The organism is Staphylococcus sp. NRL 16/872, assembly GCF_022815905.2.
Taxonomy (GTDB): domain Bacteria; phylum Bacillota; class Bacilli; order Staphylococcales; family Staphylococcaceae; genus Staphylococcus.
In genome coordinates this window covers 1,729,875-1,746,587 of record NZ_CP119327.1, presented here as the reverse complement: position 1 = coordinate 1,746,587, position 16,713 = coordinate 1,729,875, and the positions used below count along the sequence as shown (strand labels likewise).

General features: G+C 32.3%; 18 protein-coding genes. 13 read left to right on the top strand and 5 right to left on the bottom strand.

Annotated features, from left to right (window positions below):
• Nucleotides 1–2 precede the first annotated feature (2 nt).
• The 9 genes from lpdA to MT340_RS08630 all read left to right on the top strand — a co-directional run bounded on the left by lpdA (nt 3) and on the right by MT340_RS08630 (nt 8,228).
• A complete protein-coding gene (gene lpdA / locus MT340_RS08670) occupies nt 3–1,409 on the top strand; it encodes a dihydrolipoyl dehydrogenase (RefSeq protein ID WP_243589596.1) in 1,407 nt (468 codons plus the stop codon).
• 158 nt (nt 1,410–1,567) lie between these two features.
• Nucleotides 1,568–1,846: a UPF0223 family protein gene (locus MT340_RS08665; RefSeq protein ID WP_243589595.1), complete on the top strand. Its 279-nt coding sequence runs from the start codon at nt 1,568–1,570 to the stop codon at nt 1,844–1,846.
• A gap of 168 nt (nt 1,847–2,014) precedes the next feature.
• Nucleotides 2,015–2,554 (top strand): helix-turn-helix domain-containing protein, encoded by a 540-nt coding sequence (locus tag MT340_RS08660; RefSeq protein ID WP_243589594.1) that lies wholly within the window; start codon nt 2,015–2,017, stop codon nt 2,552–2,554.
• 15 nt (nt 2,555–2,569) lie between these two features.
• Complete coding sequence (locus MT340_RS08655; RefSeq protein WP_243603765.1) at nt 2,570–3,670, top strand: ABC transporter ATP-binding protein; 1,101 nt, start codon at nt 2,570–2,572, stop codon at nt 3,668–3,670.
• The gene (locus MT340_RS08650) at nt 3,657–4,460 is read left to right on the top strand and encodes an ABC transporter permease (protein ID WP_243603764.1); all 804 of its coding nucleotides are present in this window, start codon (nt 3,657–3,659) and stop codon (nt 4,458–4,460) included. The genes MT340_RS08655 and MT340_RS08650 overlap by 14 nt, the downstream gene beginning before the upstream one ends.
• Nucleotides 4,461–4,465: 5 nt before the next feature.
• Nucleotides 4,466–5,278, top strand: coding sequence for an ABC transporter permease (locus MT340_RS08645; protein WP_243589591.1), 813 nt, complete (start codon nt 4,466–4,468; stop codon nt 5,276–5,278).
• Nucleotides 5,275–6,348, top strand: a complete 1,074-nt coding sequence (locus MT340_RS08640) for an ABC transporter substrate-binding protein (RefSeq protein WP_243603763.1) — start codon at nt 5,275–5,277, stop codon at nt 6,346–6,348. The genes MT340_RS08645 and MT340_RS08640 overlap by 4 nt, the downstream gene beginning before the upstream one ends.
• A 72-nt stretch (nt 6,349–6,420) precedes the next feature.
• Nucleotides 6,421–7,608, top strand: a complete 1,188-nt coding sequence (gene auxB / locus MT340_RS08635; RefSeq protein WP_243589589.1) for a lipoteichoic acid stability factor AuxB — start codon at nt 6,421–6,423, stop codon at nt 7,606–7,608.
• Between the two features lie 134 nt (nt 7,609–7,742).
• Entirely contained in the window at nt 7,743–8,228 is a 486-nt protein-coding gene (locus MT340_RS08630; protein WP_243589588.1) for a DUF4064 domain-containing protein, read from the top strand.
• Nucleotides 8,229–8,314: 86 nt separating this feature from the next.
• Here the strand turns inward: MT340_RS08630 and MT340_RS08625 are convergent, their stop codons facing one another.
• Nucleotides 8,315–9,661 carry an Nramp family divalent metal transporter gene (locus MT340_RS08625; protein WP_243589587.1) on the bottom strand — a complete coding sequence of 449 codons (1,347 nt, stop codon included), beginning with the start codon at nt 9,659–9,661 and terminating at the stop codon, nt 8,315–8,317.
• Between the two features lie 257 nt (nt 9,662–9,918).
• Nucleotides 9,919–10,527, bottom strand: coding sequence for a YktB family protein (locus tag MT340_RS08620; protein ID WP_243589586.1), 609 nt, complete (start codon nt 10,525–10,527; stop codon nt 9,919–9,921).
• A gap of 241 nt (nt 10,528–10,768) precedes the next feature.
• Here MT340_RS08620 and MT340_RS08615 point away from each other — a divergent pair, with 241 nt between their 5' ends.
• Nucleotides 10,769–11,584 (top strand): inositol monophosphatase family protein, encoded by an 816-nt coding sequence (locus tag MT340_RS08615; protein ID WP_243603762.1) that lies wholly within the window; start codon nt 10,769–10,771, stop codon nt 11,582–11,584.
• Between the two features lie 64 nt (nt 11,585–11,648).
• On the opposite strand, the gene MT340_RS08610 is transcribed toward MT340_RS08615, so the two are convergent.
• Nucleotides 11,649–11,840 carry a DUF5325 family protein gene (locus MT340_RS08610; protein ID WP_126565381.1) on the bottom strand — a complete coding sequence of 64 codons (192 nt, stop codon included), beginning with the start codon at nt 11,838–11,840 and terminating at the stop codon, nt 11,649–11,651.
• A gap of 98 nt (nt 11,841–11,938) precedes the next feature.
• On the opposite strand from MT340_RS08610, the gene typA reads away from it, so the two are divergent.
• Nucleotides 11,939–13,783: a translational GTPase TypA gene (typA, locus tag MT340_RS08605; RefSeq protein WP_243589585.1), complete on the top strand. Its 1,845-nt coding sequence runs from the start codon at nt 11,939–11,941 to the stop codon at nt 13,781–13,783.
• 83 nt (nt 13,784–13,866) lie between these two features.
• Here typA and MT340_RS08600 read toward each other — a convergent pair whose 3' ends face one another.
• Together MT340_RS08600 and MT340_RS08595 are read right to left on the bottom strand one after the other, a co-directional pair.
• The gene (locus MT340_RS08600) at nt 13,867–14,058 is read right to left on the bottom strand and encodes a DUF2197 domain-containing protein (protein ID WP_243603761.1); all 192 of its coding nucleotides are present in this window, start codon (nt 14,056–14,058) and stop codon (nt 13,867–13,869) included.
• Nucleotide 14,059: 1 nt separating this feature from the next.
• The gene (locus tag MT340_RS08595; RefSeq protein WP_243589584.1) at nt 14,060–14,545 is read right to left on the bottom strand and encodes a hypothetical protein; all 486 of its coding nucleotides are present in this window, start codon (nt 14,543–14,545) and stop codon (nt 14,060–14,062) included.
• Nucleotides 14,546–14,687: 142 nt separating this feature from the next.
• On the opposite strand from MT340_RS08595, the gene MT340_RS08590 reads away from it, so the two are divergent.
• Complete coding sequence (locus MT340_RS08590; RefSeq protein ID WP_103297124.1) at nt 14,688–14,963, top strand: Fpa/YlaN family protein; 276 nt, start codon at nt 14,688–14,690, stop codon at nt 14,961–14,963.
• A 284-nt stretch (nt 14,964–15,247) separates the two neighbouring features.
• Nucleotides 15,248–16,483: a cell division peptidoglycan polymerase FtsW gene (ftsW, locus tag MT340_RS08585; protein WP_243589583.1), complete on the top strand. Its 1,236-nt coding sequence runs from the start codon at nt 15,248–15,250 to the stop codon at nt 16,481–16,483.
• Nucleotides 16,484–16,713 lie beyond the last annotated feature (230 nt).

The window sequence follows — 16,713 nt, the reverse complement described above, 5'->3', positions numbered from 1 at the left end:
ACATGGTAGTTGGAGATTTCCCAATTGAAACAGATACTATTGTAATCGGAGCAGGTCCTGGTGGATACGTTGCAGCAATTCGTGCAGCTCAATTAGGACAAAAAGTTACTATCGTTGAGAAAGGTAACTTAGGTGGCGTATGCTTAAACGTTGGTTGTATTCCTTCTAAAGCATTATTACACGCTTCACACCGCTTTGTAGAAGCTCAACACTCTGAAAATTTAGGTGTAATTGCTGAAAGCGTATCACTTAAATTTGACAAAGTTCAAGAATTCAAACAATCAGTTGTAAGTAAATTAACTGGTGGTGTTGAAGGCTTATTAAAAGGTAATAAAGTTGAAATCGTTAAAGGTGAAGCTTATTTCGTAGATAATAACAGCTTACGTGTTATGGACGAAAAAAGTGCTCAAACTTATAATTTCAAAAACGCTATTATCGCAACTGGTTCTAGACCAATTGAAATTCCTAACTTCGAATTTGGTAAACGTGTTATCGATTCAACTGGCGCGTTAAACTTACAAGAAGTTCCAGGTAAATTAGTCGTTGTAGGTGGCGGTTATATTGGTTCAGAACTTGGAACTGCATTTGCTAACTTTGGTTCAGACGTTACAATTTTAGAAGGCGCTAAAGAAATTCTTGGCGGATTCGAAAAACAAATGGTTCAACCAGTTAAAAAAGGCATGAAAGAAAAAGGCGTTGAAATCATCACTGAAGCAATGGCTAAAAATGCTGAAGAAACTGAAAATGGCGTTAAAGTTACTTACGAAGCTAAAGGTGAAGAAAAAACTATCGATGCTGATTACGTATTAGTAACAGTTGGTCGTCGTCCAAACACTGACGAATTAGGCTTAGAAGAATTAGGTCTTAAATTCGCAGATCGTGGATTATTAGAAGTAGACAAACAAAGCCGTACTTCTATCGACAACATTTATGCAATTGGTGATATCGTTCCTGGTTTACCACTTGCTCACAAAGCAAGCTATGAAGCTAAAGTAGCTGCTGAAGCTATCTCAGGTGAAGCTTCAGAAGTTGATTACATTGGTATGCCAGCTGTATGCTTCACTGAACCAGAATTAGCTCAAGTTGGTTACACTGAAGCTCAAGCTAAAGAAGAAGGTTTAGATTATAAAGCATCTAAATTCCCATATGCTGGTAACGGCCGTGCGTTATCATTAGACGATACTACTGGTTTCGTTAAACTTATCACATTAAAAGAAGATGGAACTGTTATCGGTGCACAAATTGCTGGTAATGGCGCTTCAGATATCATTTCTGAATTAGGCTTAGCTATTGAAGCTGGCATGAATGCTGAAGATATCGCATTAACTGTACATGCTCACCCAACTTTAGGTGAAATGTCTATGGAAGCTGCTGAAAAAGCAATCGGAATGCCAATCCACACTATGTAATATCTAGTCAATTCGACTATTTATTCAATAACATCAAATCTTTGTAGGGTGGGACGATGAATTCAATTTAGAATTCATTGTTCCACCTTTTTTGTTTGAATATGAATAGACTAAAAGTGGTATTAATAAATGAGAATTGTATAAAAGGAGGAAATTTAATGGAATATCAATATCCACTAGATTTAGATTGGACAAATGAAGAAATGGTCGACGTTATCGCATTCTTTAATAAAATAGAGAACTATTATGAACAATCAGTTAACGGAGCTGAATTAATGACCCACTATAAACGTTTTAAAGAAATCGTGCCTGGCAAGGCGGAAGAAAAAACGTTATTCAAAGAATTTGAAGAAAAAAGCGGTTATAACAGTTATAAAGCCGTACAAGATGTTAAAAATCACCCTGATCAACTAACATTTAGTGGACAAAATCGATAATCCATTTAAATACCACAATTTTTCAATTAAATAGCTATTTAAAAGATTTATTTTCAATAATTTTTATAAAACTATTGAAGTTGAAGCTGTATTTTGTTATTTTTATTAAGCATTAAACAAAATGTTTAATATTACTAAACTAGATACAGCTTTTTTAGGTGGTTAAATATGCAAATTGGTACTAAATTACGTAATTTACGACGTCAAAAAAATTTAACGCAAGAAGAATTAGCAGAGCGTACGGATTTATCAAAAGGGTATATTTCACAGATTGAAAGCCAGCATGCTTCACCAAGCATGGAAACTTTTTTAAATATATTAGAAGTACTAGGCACATCGCCAGGTGATTTTTTTAAAGAGAAATCTAAGGAAAAAGTACTTTATACGAAAAATGAAAGAACAATTTATGATGAATATGATAGAGGATACATATTAAATTGGTTAGTCACAAATTCTAATGAATTTGAAATGGAACCCCTTATCTTATCTATTAAACCGGGAGCTTCTTATAAACACTTTGAACCTTCTGAATCAGATACTTTTATTTATTGTCTCGAAGGTTGCGTCACACTCACTTTAGGAAAAGAACGATATCAAGCTAAAGAAGAAGATGTATTATATTTTAGGGCTAATGAAATTCATCAATTGCATAATGAAACGGAAAATGAAGTTAAAATTTTAATTGTTGCTACAGCATCATATTTGTAAAGGGGGAATATTGAAATGGAGCCATTGTTATCATTTAAAAATGTAACAAAAGGTTACGATGATATGACTATTCTAAATCAGATGGATTTAGAAATTGAATCAGGATACTTTTATACTTTACTAGGTCCATCAGGATGTGGTAAAACAACTATTTTAAAATTAATTGCAGGCTTTGAACAACCTGATGATGGCGATATTATTTATTTGAATAAATCAATTGGAAATTTGCCAGCGAATAAACGCAAAGTGAATACAGTGTTCCAAGATTATGCATTATTTCCTCATTTAAATGTGTTCGATAATATTGCTTTTGGATTAAAACTTAAAAATCAATCTAAAAAAGAAATTAACCAAAAAGTTAAAGATGCGTTAAATCTTGTGAAATTATCAGGATATGAACATCGGAATATTAATGAAATGAGTGGGGGGCAAAAGCAACGAGTAGCGATTGCAAGAGCAATTGTAAATGAACCCGAGATACTTTTACTAGATGAATCATTGTCAGCATTAGATTTAAAGTTACGTACAGAAATGCAATATGAATTGCGTGAATTACAGAAACGTTTAGGTATCACTTTTATTTTTGTCACGCATGATCAAGAAGAGGCACTAGCGTTAAGTGATTATATTTTTGTTATGAAAGATGGTAAAATTCAACAATTTGGTACACCTACTGATATATACGATGAGCCTGTTAACCGTTTTGTTGCCGATTTTATAGGTGAGTCTAATATAGTAGAAGGCACAATGGTAAAAGATTTTGTAGTAAATATTTACGGTCAAGATTTTGAATGTGTAGATGCCGGTATTCCTTCTAACAAAAATGTAGAAGTCGTAATTCGACCTGAAGACATTTCGTTAATTGAAGCAGACAAAGGTCTCTTTAAAGCGAAAGTAGATCCAATGTTATTTAGAGGTGTGCATTATGAAATTTGTTGTATAGATAGAAAGGGATATGAATGGGTGATTCAATCGACGAAAAAAGCTGAAGTGGGTAGCGAGGTTGGCTTGTTCTTTGATCCTGAAGCTATACATATTATGGTGCCAGGGGAAACGGAAGAAGAATTTGATAAACGAATCGAAAGTTATGAGGAAATAGATCATGCGCAATCTTAATAAAGTATTGCTAATTCCTTATTTTTTATGGATGGTGTTATTTATCATTATCCCAGTGATACTGCTTATTTATTTCTCTTTTACAGATGTAAAAGGTCACTTCAGCTTTACGAATTATGAGCAAGTTTTTTCATTAAAATATTTAAAAATGATGTGGGATTCTATCTTCTATGCAGCACTTATCACTATAATCACATTGATTATTAGTTACCCAGCAGCTTATTTCATACGAGCTTCTAAAAATTCAAATCTTTGGTTGCTTATCTTAATCATACCGACTTGGATTAACCTATTGCTTAAGACGTATGCCTTTATTGGAATTCTAAGTCATCAAGGAATGATTAATAAATTTTTAAACTTTTTACATATTCCATCTGCGAATATGTTATTTACGCCAGGTGCGTTTCTATTAGTAGCAAGTTACATCTATATTCCATTTATGATTTTACCAATTTTTAATAGTATGAAAGCTATACCCAATAATTTATTGCAAGCGTCTAGTGATTTAGGTGCCAGTCCATTTACGACTTTTAGAAAAATAATTATTCCACAAACAAAAGAAGGTGTAATGACAGGTATTCAAGTCACATTTATTCCAGCATTATCATTATTCATGATTACAAGATTAATTGCTGGAAATAAAGTCATTAATATTGGTACATCTATTGAAGAGCAATTCTTAGTTATTCAAAACTATGGGATGGGTTCTACAATTGCTATCGTACTTATAGTATTTATGGCATTTATATTAATTATTACTAAATCTAAATCTACAGACGAGAGAGGGTGAGTTAAATGAAGTGGTATGGAAAAATTTATATTGGACTTCTATTAATCTTCTTATACGTTCCGATATTCTTTCTAATGTTTTATTCATTTAATTCAGCTGGAAATATGAGTCATTTTGAGCATTTTACTTGGGAACATTATCAAACGCTATTCCAAGATGATCGTCTGATGTCAATCATTTTTAATACGATTGCCGTTGCATTGTTAGCTGCAGCAATTTCCACAATTATAGGTACATTCGGAGCGATTGCATTATTTTATCTAAGAAATAAAAAATTCAAGGTAACATTACTGACTTTAAATAATGTATTGATGGTATCTTCTGATGTAGTCATTGGGGCTTCATTCTTAATTATGTTTACCGCGCTTGGTCATTTAACTGGTTTAGGATTAGGTTTTGGGACGGTACTCGCTTCACATATTGCATTTTGTATTCCAATTGTAGTGATTGTAGTTTTACCACAATTATATGAAATGAATCATAATATTTTAAATGCAGCACGTGATTTAGGGGCAACTGAATCTCAAATCTTAGGAAGAGTACTTATTCCTAATTTAATGCCAGCAATTATTGGTGGTTTCTTTATGGCTTTAACGTATTCGTTAGATGATTTTACAGTCAGCTTTTTTGTTACTGGTAATGGCTTTAGCGTGTTATCAGTAGAAGTATATGCCATGGCGCGTAAAGGTATTAGTATGGAAATTAATGCGATATCTACTATTTTATTTGGTGCAATTATTCTAGGTATCGTTGGGTATTACGCAATTCAACGAACTGTAAAACGTCGCCAAGCCTTTAAGCGAGGTGTACAACAGTGAAACAATTTTTACAGTTAATCATAGGTGCATTAGTAGTCGGGATAATTTGTCTCGGTATCAGCCATTGGTTTAAATCTCAAGATAATACAAATACTGGTGAAAAGATTTATGTTTATAACTGGGGAGAATATATCGATCCTGATTTAATTAAAAAGTTTGAAAAAGAAACAGGTATCCAAGTAGTATACGAAACGTTTGATTCTAATGAAGCAATGGAAGCTAAAATTAAAAATGGTGGTACTCACTATGATGTTGCTTTTCCAAGCGAATATACAGTACAAAAGTTAAAACGTGAAAATTTATTACTACCTTTAGATCATAAGAAGATACCTAATATAAAAAATCTTGATCCTGATTATATGAACATGACATATGATCCAGATAATCAATATTCATTACCTTATTTCTTTGGTACGGTAGGTATTTTATATAATAAAAAAGAGTACCCAAAAGAAAATTTTGATAGTTGGAATGATTTGTATCAACCGAAATTTAAAAATGATGTATTGTTAGTGGATGGTGCGCGTGAAATTATGGGATTAGCTTTAAATAAATTAGGATATAGTTTGAACGATAAAAATCCTGCGCATATTAAAGAGGCTGAAAAGGATTTAAAAAACCTCATACCACAAGTAAGAGGTGTTGTAGGTGATGAAGTTACAATGATGCTTCAACAAAATGAAGGAAACATTGCAGTTGTGTGGAGTGGTGTGGCAGCGCCACTTGTTGAAGACGGAGATAAATACAACTACGTTATTCCTAAAGAGGGTTCAAACTTATGGTTTGATAACATGGTTATTCCTAAGACGGCACAAAATAAAGAAGGCGCATATAAATTTATGAATTTCTTATTAGACGCTAAAAATAATAAACAAAATACAGAATGGGTAGGGTACGCAACTCCTAATAAAGCAGCACGTCAGTTATTACCTAAAGAAGTAAGAGATGATCACCGTTTCTATCCATCTCAAAAAGAACAAAAGCGTTTGGAAGTTTATAAAGATTTAGGCCAAAATACACTAGATGAATATAACGAAAGTTTCTTAAACTTTAAAATGTCGTTAAAATAGACTATAAATAGTAGTTATTTTATAATTAATTAGATATAATAATTTGACAAGTTAATTAAGGAGTTGTAATAAATGTCAGGAGAACGATACACGCAAATTAAACGGCCTGTGAGTCGTCTAACTGAAAAACTTTTAGGTTGGTTTAGTTGGATTTTCTTATTGATATTGACGGTTATTACAATGTTTATTGCACTCGTATCATTTAGTAATGATACATCTATTCAAAATCTTGAAAACTCAATGAATAATAATGAGCTAATTCAACAAATTCTAGCCAATAATAGTTTAAATACGACGCAATTTGTGATATGGCTCCAAAATGGCGTTTGGGCAATTATTGTATATTTCATAGTTTGTCTATTAATTTCATTTTTAGCATTAATCTCTATGAATATTAGAATCCTTTCCGGATTTCTATTTTTAATTGCTTCAATTATTACTTTGCCATTAGTATTGTTATTCGTAACGTTAATTATCCCAATTTTCTTCTTTATTATTGCAATTATGATGTTTGCTAGGAAAAGTAAAATCGAAACCGTTCCATCCTATGGTCCTGGCCCTCAGTATCAACCACGATATAATCCAAGAGATGATTATGAGGAAGATAGACGCTATTATGAAGATGAACGTAATGACTATGAAACACCAAGATATGAGGAAGAATATGTGGAACCTCCTCGTAAAACTAAAAAATCTGAGCGTCGTACACGTCGTAAACATTCATATTATGATGATAATAGAGAACATGATTATAGAGATGATGACTATGAGGAAGAATCACCTTATTCATATAGAGATGAACAAGATGTAATGAACGATACTGAGGAAGATAAATATAATCAATATCCAAAACGTGCAGTTTCTGAAGAGTATCATTCACCAGTAGAAGAAGAAAGTGCATCTGGCGTACTCTCTAGACAAGCTAGAAATAGACAAAAGTCTAGAAAACCATCGCAGTATAATCCAAATAATGATACGCATCTTCATAATGATCCAACAGAAACGTTTGAAGCAGAGCCTAAAGTAAATAAAAAAGAAGAAAAAGCACAACGTAAGAAAGAAAAGGCTGAAATTAAAGCTAAGAAAAAAGAAAAACGTAAAGCTTATAACAAACGTATGAAAGAAAGACGCAAAAATCAACCTAGTGCCGTTAATCAACGCCGTATGAATTATGAAGAACGTAAACAAATTTTAAACAATGATGAGCAACATTCTGAAGATACTACACCAATTGATAACCAGCATAAAAATGATAAATAATTTTAAAGGATTGAGATACTTTATTAGTGTCTCAATCTTTTTATTTGACGTTTCATTTTGAAAATAACAATAGTCGTAAGTATTAAAAATTTTTAGTAAAATTAAAGTAAATCTATTTATGAGGGGGAAATGTAATGAATCGTAAAGTAGAATTAATTCTTGCTTGGATAGCGAGTGGTTTAAGTGCTATTTATTTACTTATTAATTTAATATCTTTTTTTATTATTGAAAATAAAGCTAAAAACACTGAACAATATACTCAAATAATGAAACAATTTGGAAATCAAAATGGTAAAGTTACACCAGAGATGGTTAACTTTACGATGACTATGTCTATAGCTACTATATTATTTTCAACTATTTTAGGTATTGTAGGCACTATAGTTATTAAAAATAGACCTATATTAGCAGGATGTTTATTAGTTGCTGCATCATTAATAGGTGTTATTAATATGAGCATAATCTCAAGTATCTTATGGTTTATTGTTGCAATTATGCTGTTTGTGAAAAGAAATAACAACCAAAATGAAAGAGGGTATAGAAATAATTACTCTAGAGATGAATGGCACCCAGAGGATGACTATCAATCTCGCAAAAAAGATGATCCTTACATTTATTAAAATGTTTGTTATAAACAAAGCTACCTTTAGAAGTTAGATTAATTCATCTATCTTTTAAAGGTAGCTTTAAAATTATTTGTTTAAAATTAAGCAAATAATTCTTTAAACGTTTCGATAATCAAATAAACATTTAATACACTTAAAATTACAATTAAGCTCCACGAACAGATATTTATCCAAGTTTTATTGTAAAAAGGACCCATTAATTGCTTATTACTTGTTGCTAGTTGTAGTGGAATTAATGAAAATGGTAATGCAATACTTAAAAATACTTGTGAGAAAACAAGCAATTGCTCCATTTTCCCCTCATTACCGTGAAAAATAATTAAACATACGATAACTGGTATAACAGCTAAACCTCGAGTGATAAGACGGCGTACCCAATTAGGAATAGAAAGTTTTAAAAATCCTTCCATTACAATTTGTCCCGATAATGTACCAGTAATAGTTGAATTTTGACCTGAAGCAAGTAAAGCAACAGCAAATAATGTACTCATTATACTTCCTAATACTGGTCCTAAAATAGGTTGAGTTTGAAGGGCATGATATAAATCATAGAAACCACCTAATTCATCTGCATTCACACCATAAAATAGTGCCGCACCTAGCACTAATAATAAACAATTAACAATAAAAGCAATACTTAGTTGAATATTTGAATCGATAGTGGCATATTTAATCGCTTGTGCTTTATCTACATTACTTTCGCGATTATATTTACGGGATTGAACGATAGATGAATGTAGATATAGATTATGAGGCATGATAGTAGCCCCTATAATACCTAATGCTATATATAAAATACTATGATTCGTTATAATTTGTTGATGTGGAATGAATCCGTTTAGAATGTAAATCACTTTAGGAGAAGATATAAAAACTTCGAATATGAATATAACAAGCACAGTAAATATTAGCGTTCCTACGATGGCTTCAATCTTTCGGAAACCAAATTTCATAATGAACAGTAATAAGAAGACATCTAGTACCGTAATCAATGCCCCAACAATTAACGGAATATTGAATAGTAAATCTAAGGCAATTGCACTCCCTATAACTTCAGCTATATCAGTAGCGATAATTGCTAGTTCAGCAATAATCCAAAAGGTGATAGCAATAGGTTTATTTAGATAATGGCGAGTCATTTGTGCTAAATCTTTCCCAGTAGCGATACCTAAACGAACGGTCATACTTTGTAATAGCATAGCGGATAAACTTGAAATAAGTATAACAAAGAGTAAGGTATAACCAAATTGAGCGCCACCTTGCATAGAAGTAATCCAATTTCCAGGATCCATATAGCCAACTGCAACTAATAAACCTGGGCCTAAAAAGGCTAAAAATTTCTGACTGGCACTTTTGTCACCACTAAAATCAACAGTGTTGTTAATTTCATCTAGACTAAGTTGTGATTGTTCTTTATGTGTGGACATTAATAACACTCCTTGATTTCTTTTTAATTATAGTAACCTAATCTAAAATTTAGGTCAACCTAAATTTTTTAATTGCAATAAAAAGGGAGCGAAAGAGAAATTAAAATAATTTCACCTTCCCCCCCAGCTTGCGTTGACTAGACTTGAAAAAAGCTTGATCAAAGCGCATTTTTAAACCAGTCAGCGACTGCCAAAATATAAACAAAAGCTGAGACATCTTATATTTGTCTCAGCTTCTCTCTATTAAATATAGTGATTTAATAAAATTTCAAGAATTCATCAAAAGTTTCTTTAATAAATGATAAGAAGTCTTTATCAGTTTTAAGGTGTTGATCTGTGGGCTCAAGTACACGTGCCACAAAAAATTCGCCTTTTTTTACATTCTTAACACGATCAATTGCTTGGTGTAACTCGTCGTCACTAAAATCTTTAATAAATGGTTTCTCAGCTTTCATATGGTCTAAATTTACGCGATAATCCTTTGGTAAATTTCTTAATTCATCAAAATGTTTATCAAAGACTTTAACACGTTCTGCTTTATCTTTACCTTCATGCATCACACCGTACATTAAGAATAATTGGTCTCTGAATAAACCAATTTGGAAATGAGGTAGCATTTTATAACCACGTTTATTTGGGGCAAAAGCAACCCAAGTATCAATAGGCGGATTCACACTTCTACGTGCATGTTTGGCCACATGAGCATAAAACGTTTCTCCAGTTTGTGAGGTAAGATATTCAGCAAAATAGTCTCCTAATTGATGGAGTTGTGGTCTTACATGTTTATCTAGTGCTTCCATGCGTGCATCTAAACCATCTACGTCGAATACTTCGAAGTCTTTAGGACTAAAGGTATATTGCGTCATATTTAGTACTCCTTTTCAGAAAAATTTTACTTAAATTTATTGTAGCATATATTGAACATATTACATTATAAGCCGACTTAGGAAGCGAAAGCGTTTAAAGTGAATAGAATAAGGTATACAATGTTGTAAAGCTTAAAATTAAGTAATAAGTCAACGTAACGATAGGAATATACCTAAAGAGACATTACTTAGTTCAATTGAATGAAATTCTGTATAATATAAAGCAACAGGAGATGATGAAATGTCATTATACGATTTTGCTAAAGGCTTAGTATTAGAATCTGGAAATAAAATTAGAACAATGATGAAAGAAGAGTTAAATATTGAAACGAAATCAAATCCCAATGATTTAGTGACAAATGTAGATAAAGCAACTGAAAATTATATCTATGACGCAATATCTAACAATTACCCAGAACATCATGTAATCGGTGAAGAGGGTCATGGACATGATTTAGAGAATATCGATGGTGTTGTATGGGTAGTGGATCCAATTGATGGCACATTAAACTTTGTGCATCAACAAGAGAACTTTGCGATTTCAATCGGGATTTACCACAATGGAGAACCTTATGCTGGTTTCGTTTATGATGTGATGAAAGACGTGCTTTATCATGCAAAGGTGGGTGAAGGCGCTTTTGAAAATAAACATCCACTACCTTCAATAGAAGATACACGATTAAAACAAAGTTTAATCGGTATTAATCCTAACTGGGTGACAAAACCTAAAATGGGACCCATATTCTCAGAAATTGTTAATGAATGTAGAAGTTGTAGAGCCTATGGCAGTGCAGCATTAGAAATTGTGAGCGTATCAAAAGGTCAATTAGCTGCGTATATCACGCCAAGATTACAACCTTGGGATTTTGCAGGTGGGTTGATTATATTAAATGAAGTAGGAGGCATAGGTAGCAACTTATTAGGCGAATCCTTATCTATTGCAGGCCCGAATTCAATTGTTATCGGAAATAAATCAGTGCATAAAGAAATTCTCGAGGGTTTTCTTAATCCTCATAAAGAAGTATTAACTGAATTACACCAACGCTTTAGAAATTAACAAAAGTCTCAACTATTCATCTAAAAGTTGTAACTTTATGAGTGAATAGTTGAGACTATATATATTATAACCAATTATTTTCACGATATTTTTTCTTAAGCGCGAAACCAGCACCAAATGTTGCAATGAAAAGTATAAATGTTAAAATCATCATTGGAACGCTAGCTGCACCGGCGCTAAAACTAAATAGTACTAAGAACAGTACTGCTAGAATAGATAGTACCCAAAATATACCTTTAGACTTTGGCTTTTCCATCCCATACCCCACCTTTTACTTATCTTTTCTTAATTATATGATATAATAAAACAGTTGTAATTAAAAGTGGGAGTTTACTCAAGAAAGGATATTATAAAATGACTAATAGAAGAGAAGATGTACGTAATATTGCAATTATTGCTCACGTCGACCATGGTAAAACAACATTAGTTGATGAATTATTAAAACAATCTGGTATTTTCAGAGAGAATGAACATGTCGATGAAAGAGCAATGGACTCTAATGATTTAGAAAGAGAACGTGGTATTACAATTCTTGCGAAAAATACTGCAGTTAATTATAAAGGAACAAGAATTAACATCTTAGATACACCAGGACACGCTGACTTTGGTGGCGAAGTAGAGCGTATTATGAAAATGGTAGATGGTGTAGTACTTGTAGTAGATGCATACGAAGGTACAATGCCTCAAACACGTTTCGTACTTAAAAAAGCACTTGAACAAAACTTAAAACCAGTAGTAGTTGTAAATAAAATCGATAAACCAGCTGCTAGACCTGAAGCGGTAGTAGATGAAGTATTAGACTTATTCATCGAATTAGAAGCAAATGATGAACAACTAGACTTCCCAGTTGTTTATGCTTCAGCTGTCAATGGTACTGCAAGTCTTGATGCTGAGAAACAAGATGAAAATATGCAATCATTATATGAAACAATTCTTGAATATGTACCAGCACCAATCGATAATCATGAGGAACCATTACAATTCCAAGTAGCATTATTAGATTATAATGACTATGTTGGTCGTATTGGTATTGGTCGTGTGTTCAGAGGTAAAATGCGTGTAGGAGATAACGTATCATTAATTAAATTAGATGGCACTATTAAAAACTTCCGTGTGACTAAAATCTTTGGTTTCTTTGGTTTAAAACGTGAAGAAATTGAAGAAGCACAAGCAGGGGACTTAATCGCTGTATCAGGAATGGAAGATATTAACGTAGGTGAAACGGTTACACCACCTACACATCAAGAAGCTTTACCTGTGTTACGTATTGATGAACCAACACTTGAAATGACATTCAAAGTAAATAACTCACCATTTGCTGGTCGTGAAGGTGACTATGTAACTGCACGTCAAATTCAAGAACGTTTAGATCAACAACTTGAAACAGACGTATCATTAAAAGTAACACCAACTGACTCTCCAGATACGTGGATTGTGGCAGGTCGTGGTGAATTACACTTATCAATTCTTATTGAGAATATGAGACGTGAAGGTTTTGAACTTCAAGTATCTAAACCACAAGTTATTTTACGTGAAATTGATGGTGTCTTAAGTGAACCATTTGAACGTGTACAATGTGAAGTGCCATCTGAAAATGCTGGCGCAGTTATCGAATCATTAGGTGCACGTAAAGGTGAAATGTTAGACATGATAACAACTGACAATGGTTTAACACGCTTAATCTTCTTAGTACCAGCTCGTGGTATGATTGGTTACACTACTGAATTTATGTCTATGACACGTGGTTATGGTATTATCAACCATACATTTGAAGAATTTAGACCACGCGTTAAAGCACAAATCGGTGGACGTCGTAATGGTGCATTAATTTCAATGGATCAAGGTCAAGCAACAGCATACGCTATCATTAATTTAGAAGACCGTGGCGTAAACTTCATGGAACCAGGTACTGAAGTTTATGAAGGTATGATTGTGGGTGAGCACAACCGTGAAAATGACTTAACAGTTAATATCACTAAAGCGAAACACCAAACTAACGTACGTTCAGCTACAAAAGACCAAACACAAACAATGAACCGTCCAAGAATCTTAACGCTTGAAGAAGCATTAGAATATATTAACGACGATGAATTAGTGGAAGTAACACCACAAAACATCCGTTTAAGAAAGAAAATCTTAAACAAATCAGCACGTGAAAAAGAAGCAAAACGTGTTAAACAAATGATGCAAGACGAATAATCGACTTGATTAAATAAAATGAGGGCATGAAATCTTAGTAGCTTAAAGATTTCATGCCCTCGTTATTTATTATTATAAGTAATCTAATATCTATCTTCATGTGACAATTCTAAATACTCAGCGCTATTTGGTCGCTGTTTGGGTCTATCTAAGCGACTTTTACAATCGTCACACATGAATGTTCGAATTGGATTATTGCGTAAGCGTTTAGCTTCAACGGTATTCTCGTCAATTAATACCTTTGTATCGCATATGATACATTGAACTTCACGCAAATTAAATCACCTCGATATGGGTAACATACTTAAACTCATATGAGTAGCCTTTATCATCAGGATTGTATACAAAGCTATCCACTGAGTTGTCGTCATATAATCTTTTGCCATCTTTAGCAAATTGGAAGAATAGATAAGGTAATAATTCCATAGGTACTTCGATTGAATCTTTGTCATTATATAATTTAATCTTCGTAGCACTATCAGATGGTTCTGCATTTTTGAAAAATGGTGTCATATTGATCGCAAAAGAATCTTCTAATACTGAGCGTTTACGGTATTTAATTTCTGAATTTAAAGTTGGTGGATTTGTTTGACCTTCTAAAATTGCTCTATTCCATTCGCGATTGTCTTCAAATTTAACAGGCTTAGTTCCATCAAATACGCCGTTTTCTATGTCTTCTATTTTTACTTTTCTATCATCAAAAATCCAAGTTGTGCTATCTAAAGTGATAGGGAACTTGACTGCACCTTTGATTTGAATCATATTTTGCCCACTCCCTAATTTCGTTCTATAATCACTATTTTATCACATATAAATTTTTCTATTCACTGAATTAACTTGCTTTTTAATATCGAGTGAGATAAACTTTTTACATGAAGATAATTAATGATAGGGGGAGTATGTGATGCCGAAGCAATCGAATATGAAGAACGTGGCATATGAACAATTAAATCAAGATGCAGATAGAATCCTACATTTAATTAAAGTTCAAATGGATAATTTAACAATGCCATCTTGCCCGTTATATGAAGAAGTTCTCGACACACAAATGTTTGGTCTACAAAAAGAAGTGGATTTTGCTGTTAAACTTGGCTTAGTTGATAAAGAAGACGGTAAAAACTTAATGCTTCGTTTAGAAAAAGAATTATCTAAATTACATGAAGCGTTTACAAACGTGTAAGTTGGCTTTTAATTGAATATAGTAGCACATAGATGCTATTTAAATGGATATAATTGCAAGCTTATGTATGTAATTACATATGATATAGCTTATGTTAGTGGCTGAAATATTATGACAATAATATTTTCAGTCATTTTGCATTTTAAATAGTTATATACTTTGCTTCAGTTAATGTTTGTGAAACTGTAAGTGTAAAGTATATAATAGTTGAGACAGATTTTGTTGGAAAATTAATTTCAATGAACATGGATATTTTAAAATTTTAGAATTGGATGATCATTTTTATGAGTAACTTAAAAAGTTTTTTTCGATACATAGGTAGAATGTCTAAGTTTATCGATTATCCATTATTAATTACATATGTTATTTTATGTTTGATTGGTCTTGTAATGGTGTACAGCGCAAGTATGGTAGCTGCAACAAAAGGTACTTTAACAGGTGGCATAGAAGTATCTGGAACCTATTTTTATAATAGACAACTTATATATGTAATTATGAGTTTTATAGTCGTTTTCTTTATAGCATTTATGCTAAATATCAAAGTATTCCAACAAATTAAAGTACAAATGTGGATGATGACTATCATGTTTGTGCTCTTATGCCTAACTTTGGTTATTGGTAAAAATATTAATGGATCAAAAAGTTGGATTAACTTAGGCTTCATGAATCTTCAAGCCTCTGAAATATTAAAAATTGCATTAATTCTCTACGTGTCATACGTAATTAGCAGAAAATTACCTCAAGTAAGAGAAAAAATAAAAATTATAAAACAACCACTTTTCTTAATTTTAGTGTGTGTCGGTTTAGTTTTATTCCAACGAGATATTGGACAAACTTTACTAATTTTAATCATTTTAATTTCAATGTTTATGTTTGCTGGTATAGGTGTTCAAAAGTTGGTGAAAGTACGGATTTTGTTAATTATCATTAGTTTTATTGTTGTAGCTGGGGTAGTTATGATTACTGGCTTTATGCCTCACTATTTGAAAGCACGTTTTAGTGTGTTAACGAATCCGTTTGGTTCGGAATCAGGCACTGGTTATCATCTTTCAAACTCATTAATGGCTATCGGTAATGGTGGATTATTTGGTCGTGGCTTAGGAAATGGCATTATGAAACTTGGATATTTACCAGAAGCACATACAGACTTTATATTTGCTGTAATCTGTGAAGAACTTGGTTTAGTTGGTGGGTTATTTGTAATTGGCTTATTATTCTTTATTGTTTATCGTGCCTTTACATTGGCTGCAAAAACTCCTTCATACTTCTATAAACTTATTTGTATAGGAGTAGCAAGTTACATTGGCAGTCAAACTTTTGTTAATTTAGGTGGTATTTCTGCTACCATCCCTCTAACAGGTGTTCCATTACCATTTATAAGTTTTGGTGGTTCATCCATGCTAAGTTTAAGTATAGCAATGGGGTTATTATTACTTGTAGCTAAACAAATAAAAATGGATGAAAAACGTGCTATGACAGCAAAAAAACAGAAAGTCGATATTCCTCGACAATATAATTAAATTAAATAGTTTTTAGCCTTTATAAGATTGTTTATATCATTCAATCTTATAAGGGTTTTTTTACATTTATGTGAATATTTACAAAAGCGCACTCCTTCGAGTAGAAGAAAAATTTGGTAAATGATAATATAAAGTTATTATTTACAATAGTTTTTAGTTATTGTATTTCAGATTAAGATAAGTCATTCATACTAGTTTAAAAAACTTGATTTGAAAAAATAAATAGCTTT

Coding starts and splice junctions, on each gene's coding strand:
- MT340_RS08630 (WP_243589588.1), top strand. CDS start 7,743: ATGAATCGTAAAGTAGAATTAATTCTTGCTTGGATAGCGAGTGGTTTA.
- MT340_RS08655 (WP_243603765.1), top strand. CDS start 2,570: ATGGAGCCATTGTTATCATTTAAAAATGTAACAAAAGGTTACGATGAT.
- MT340_RS08650 (WP_243603764.1), top strand. CDS start 3,657: ATGCGCAATCTTAATAAAGTATTGCTAATTCCTTATTTTTTATGGATG.
- MT340_RS08610 (WP_126565381.1), bottom strand. CDS start 11,840: ATGGAAAAGCCAAAGTCTAAAGGTATATTTTGGGTACTATCTATTCTA.
- MT340_RS08615 (WP_243603762.1), top strand. CDS start 10,769: ATGTCATTATACGATTTTGCTAAAGGCTTAGTATTAGAATCTGGAAAT.
- ftsW (WP_243589583.1), top strand. CDS start 15,248: ATGAGTAACTTAAAAAGTTTTTTTCGATACATAGGTAGAATGTCTAAG.
- MT340_RS08620 (WP_243589586.1), bottom strand. CDS start 10,527: ATGACGCAATATACCTTTAGTCCTAAAGACTTCGAAGTATTCGACGTA.
- auxB (WP_243589589.1), top strand. CDS start 6,421: ATGTCAGGAGAACGATACACGCAAATTAAACGGCCTGTGAGTCGTCTA.
- MT340_RS08625 (WP_243589587.1), bottom strand. CDS start 9,661: ATGTCCACACATAAAGAACAATCACAACTTAGTCTAGATGAAATTAAC.
- lpdA (WP_243589596.1), top strand. CDS start 3: ATGGTAGTTGGAGATTTCCCAATTGAAACAGATACTATTGTAATCGGA.
- MT340_RS08665 (WP_243589595.1), top strand. CDS start 1,568: ATGGAATATCAATATCCACTAGATTTAGATTGGACAAATGAAGAAATG.
- typA (WP_243589585.1), top strand. CDS start 11,939: ATGACTAATAGAAGAGAAGATGTACGTAATATTGCAATTATTGCTCAC.
- MT340_RS08590 (WP_103297124.1), top strand. CDS start 14,688: ATGCCGAAGCAATCGAATATGAAGAACGTGGCATATGAACAATTAAAT.
- MT340_RS08645 (WP_243589591.1), top strand. CDS start 4,466: ATGAAGTGGTATGGAAAAATTTATATTGGACTTCTATTAATCTTCTTA.
- MT340_RS08595 (WP_243589584.1), bottom strand. CDS start 14,545: ATGATTCAAATCAAAGGTGCAGTCAAGTTCCCTATCACTTTAGATAGC.
- MT340_RS08660 (WP_243589594.1), top strand. CDS start 2,015: ATGCAAATTGGTACTAAATTACGTAATTTACGACGTCAAAAAAATTTA.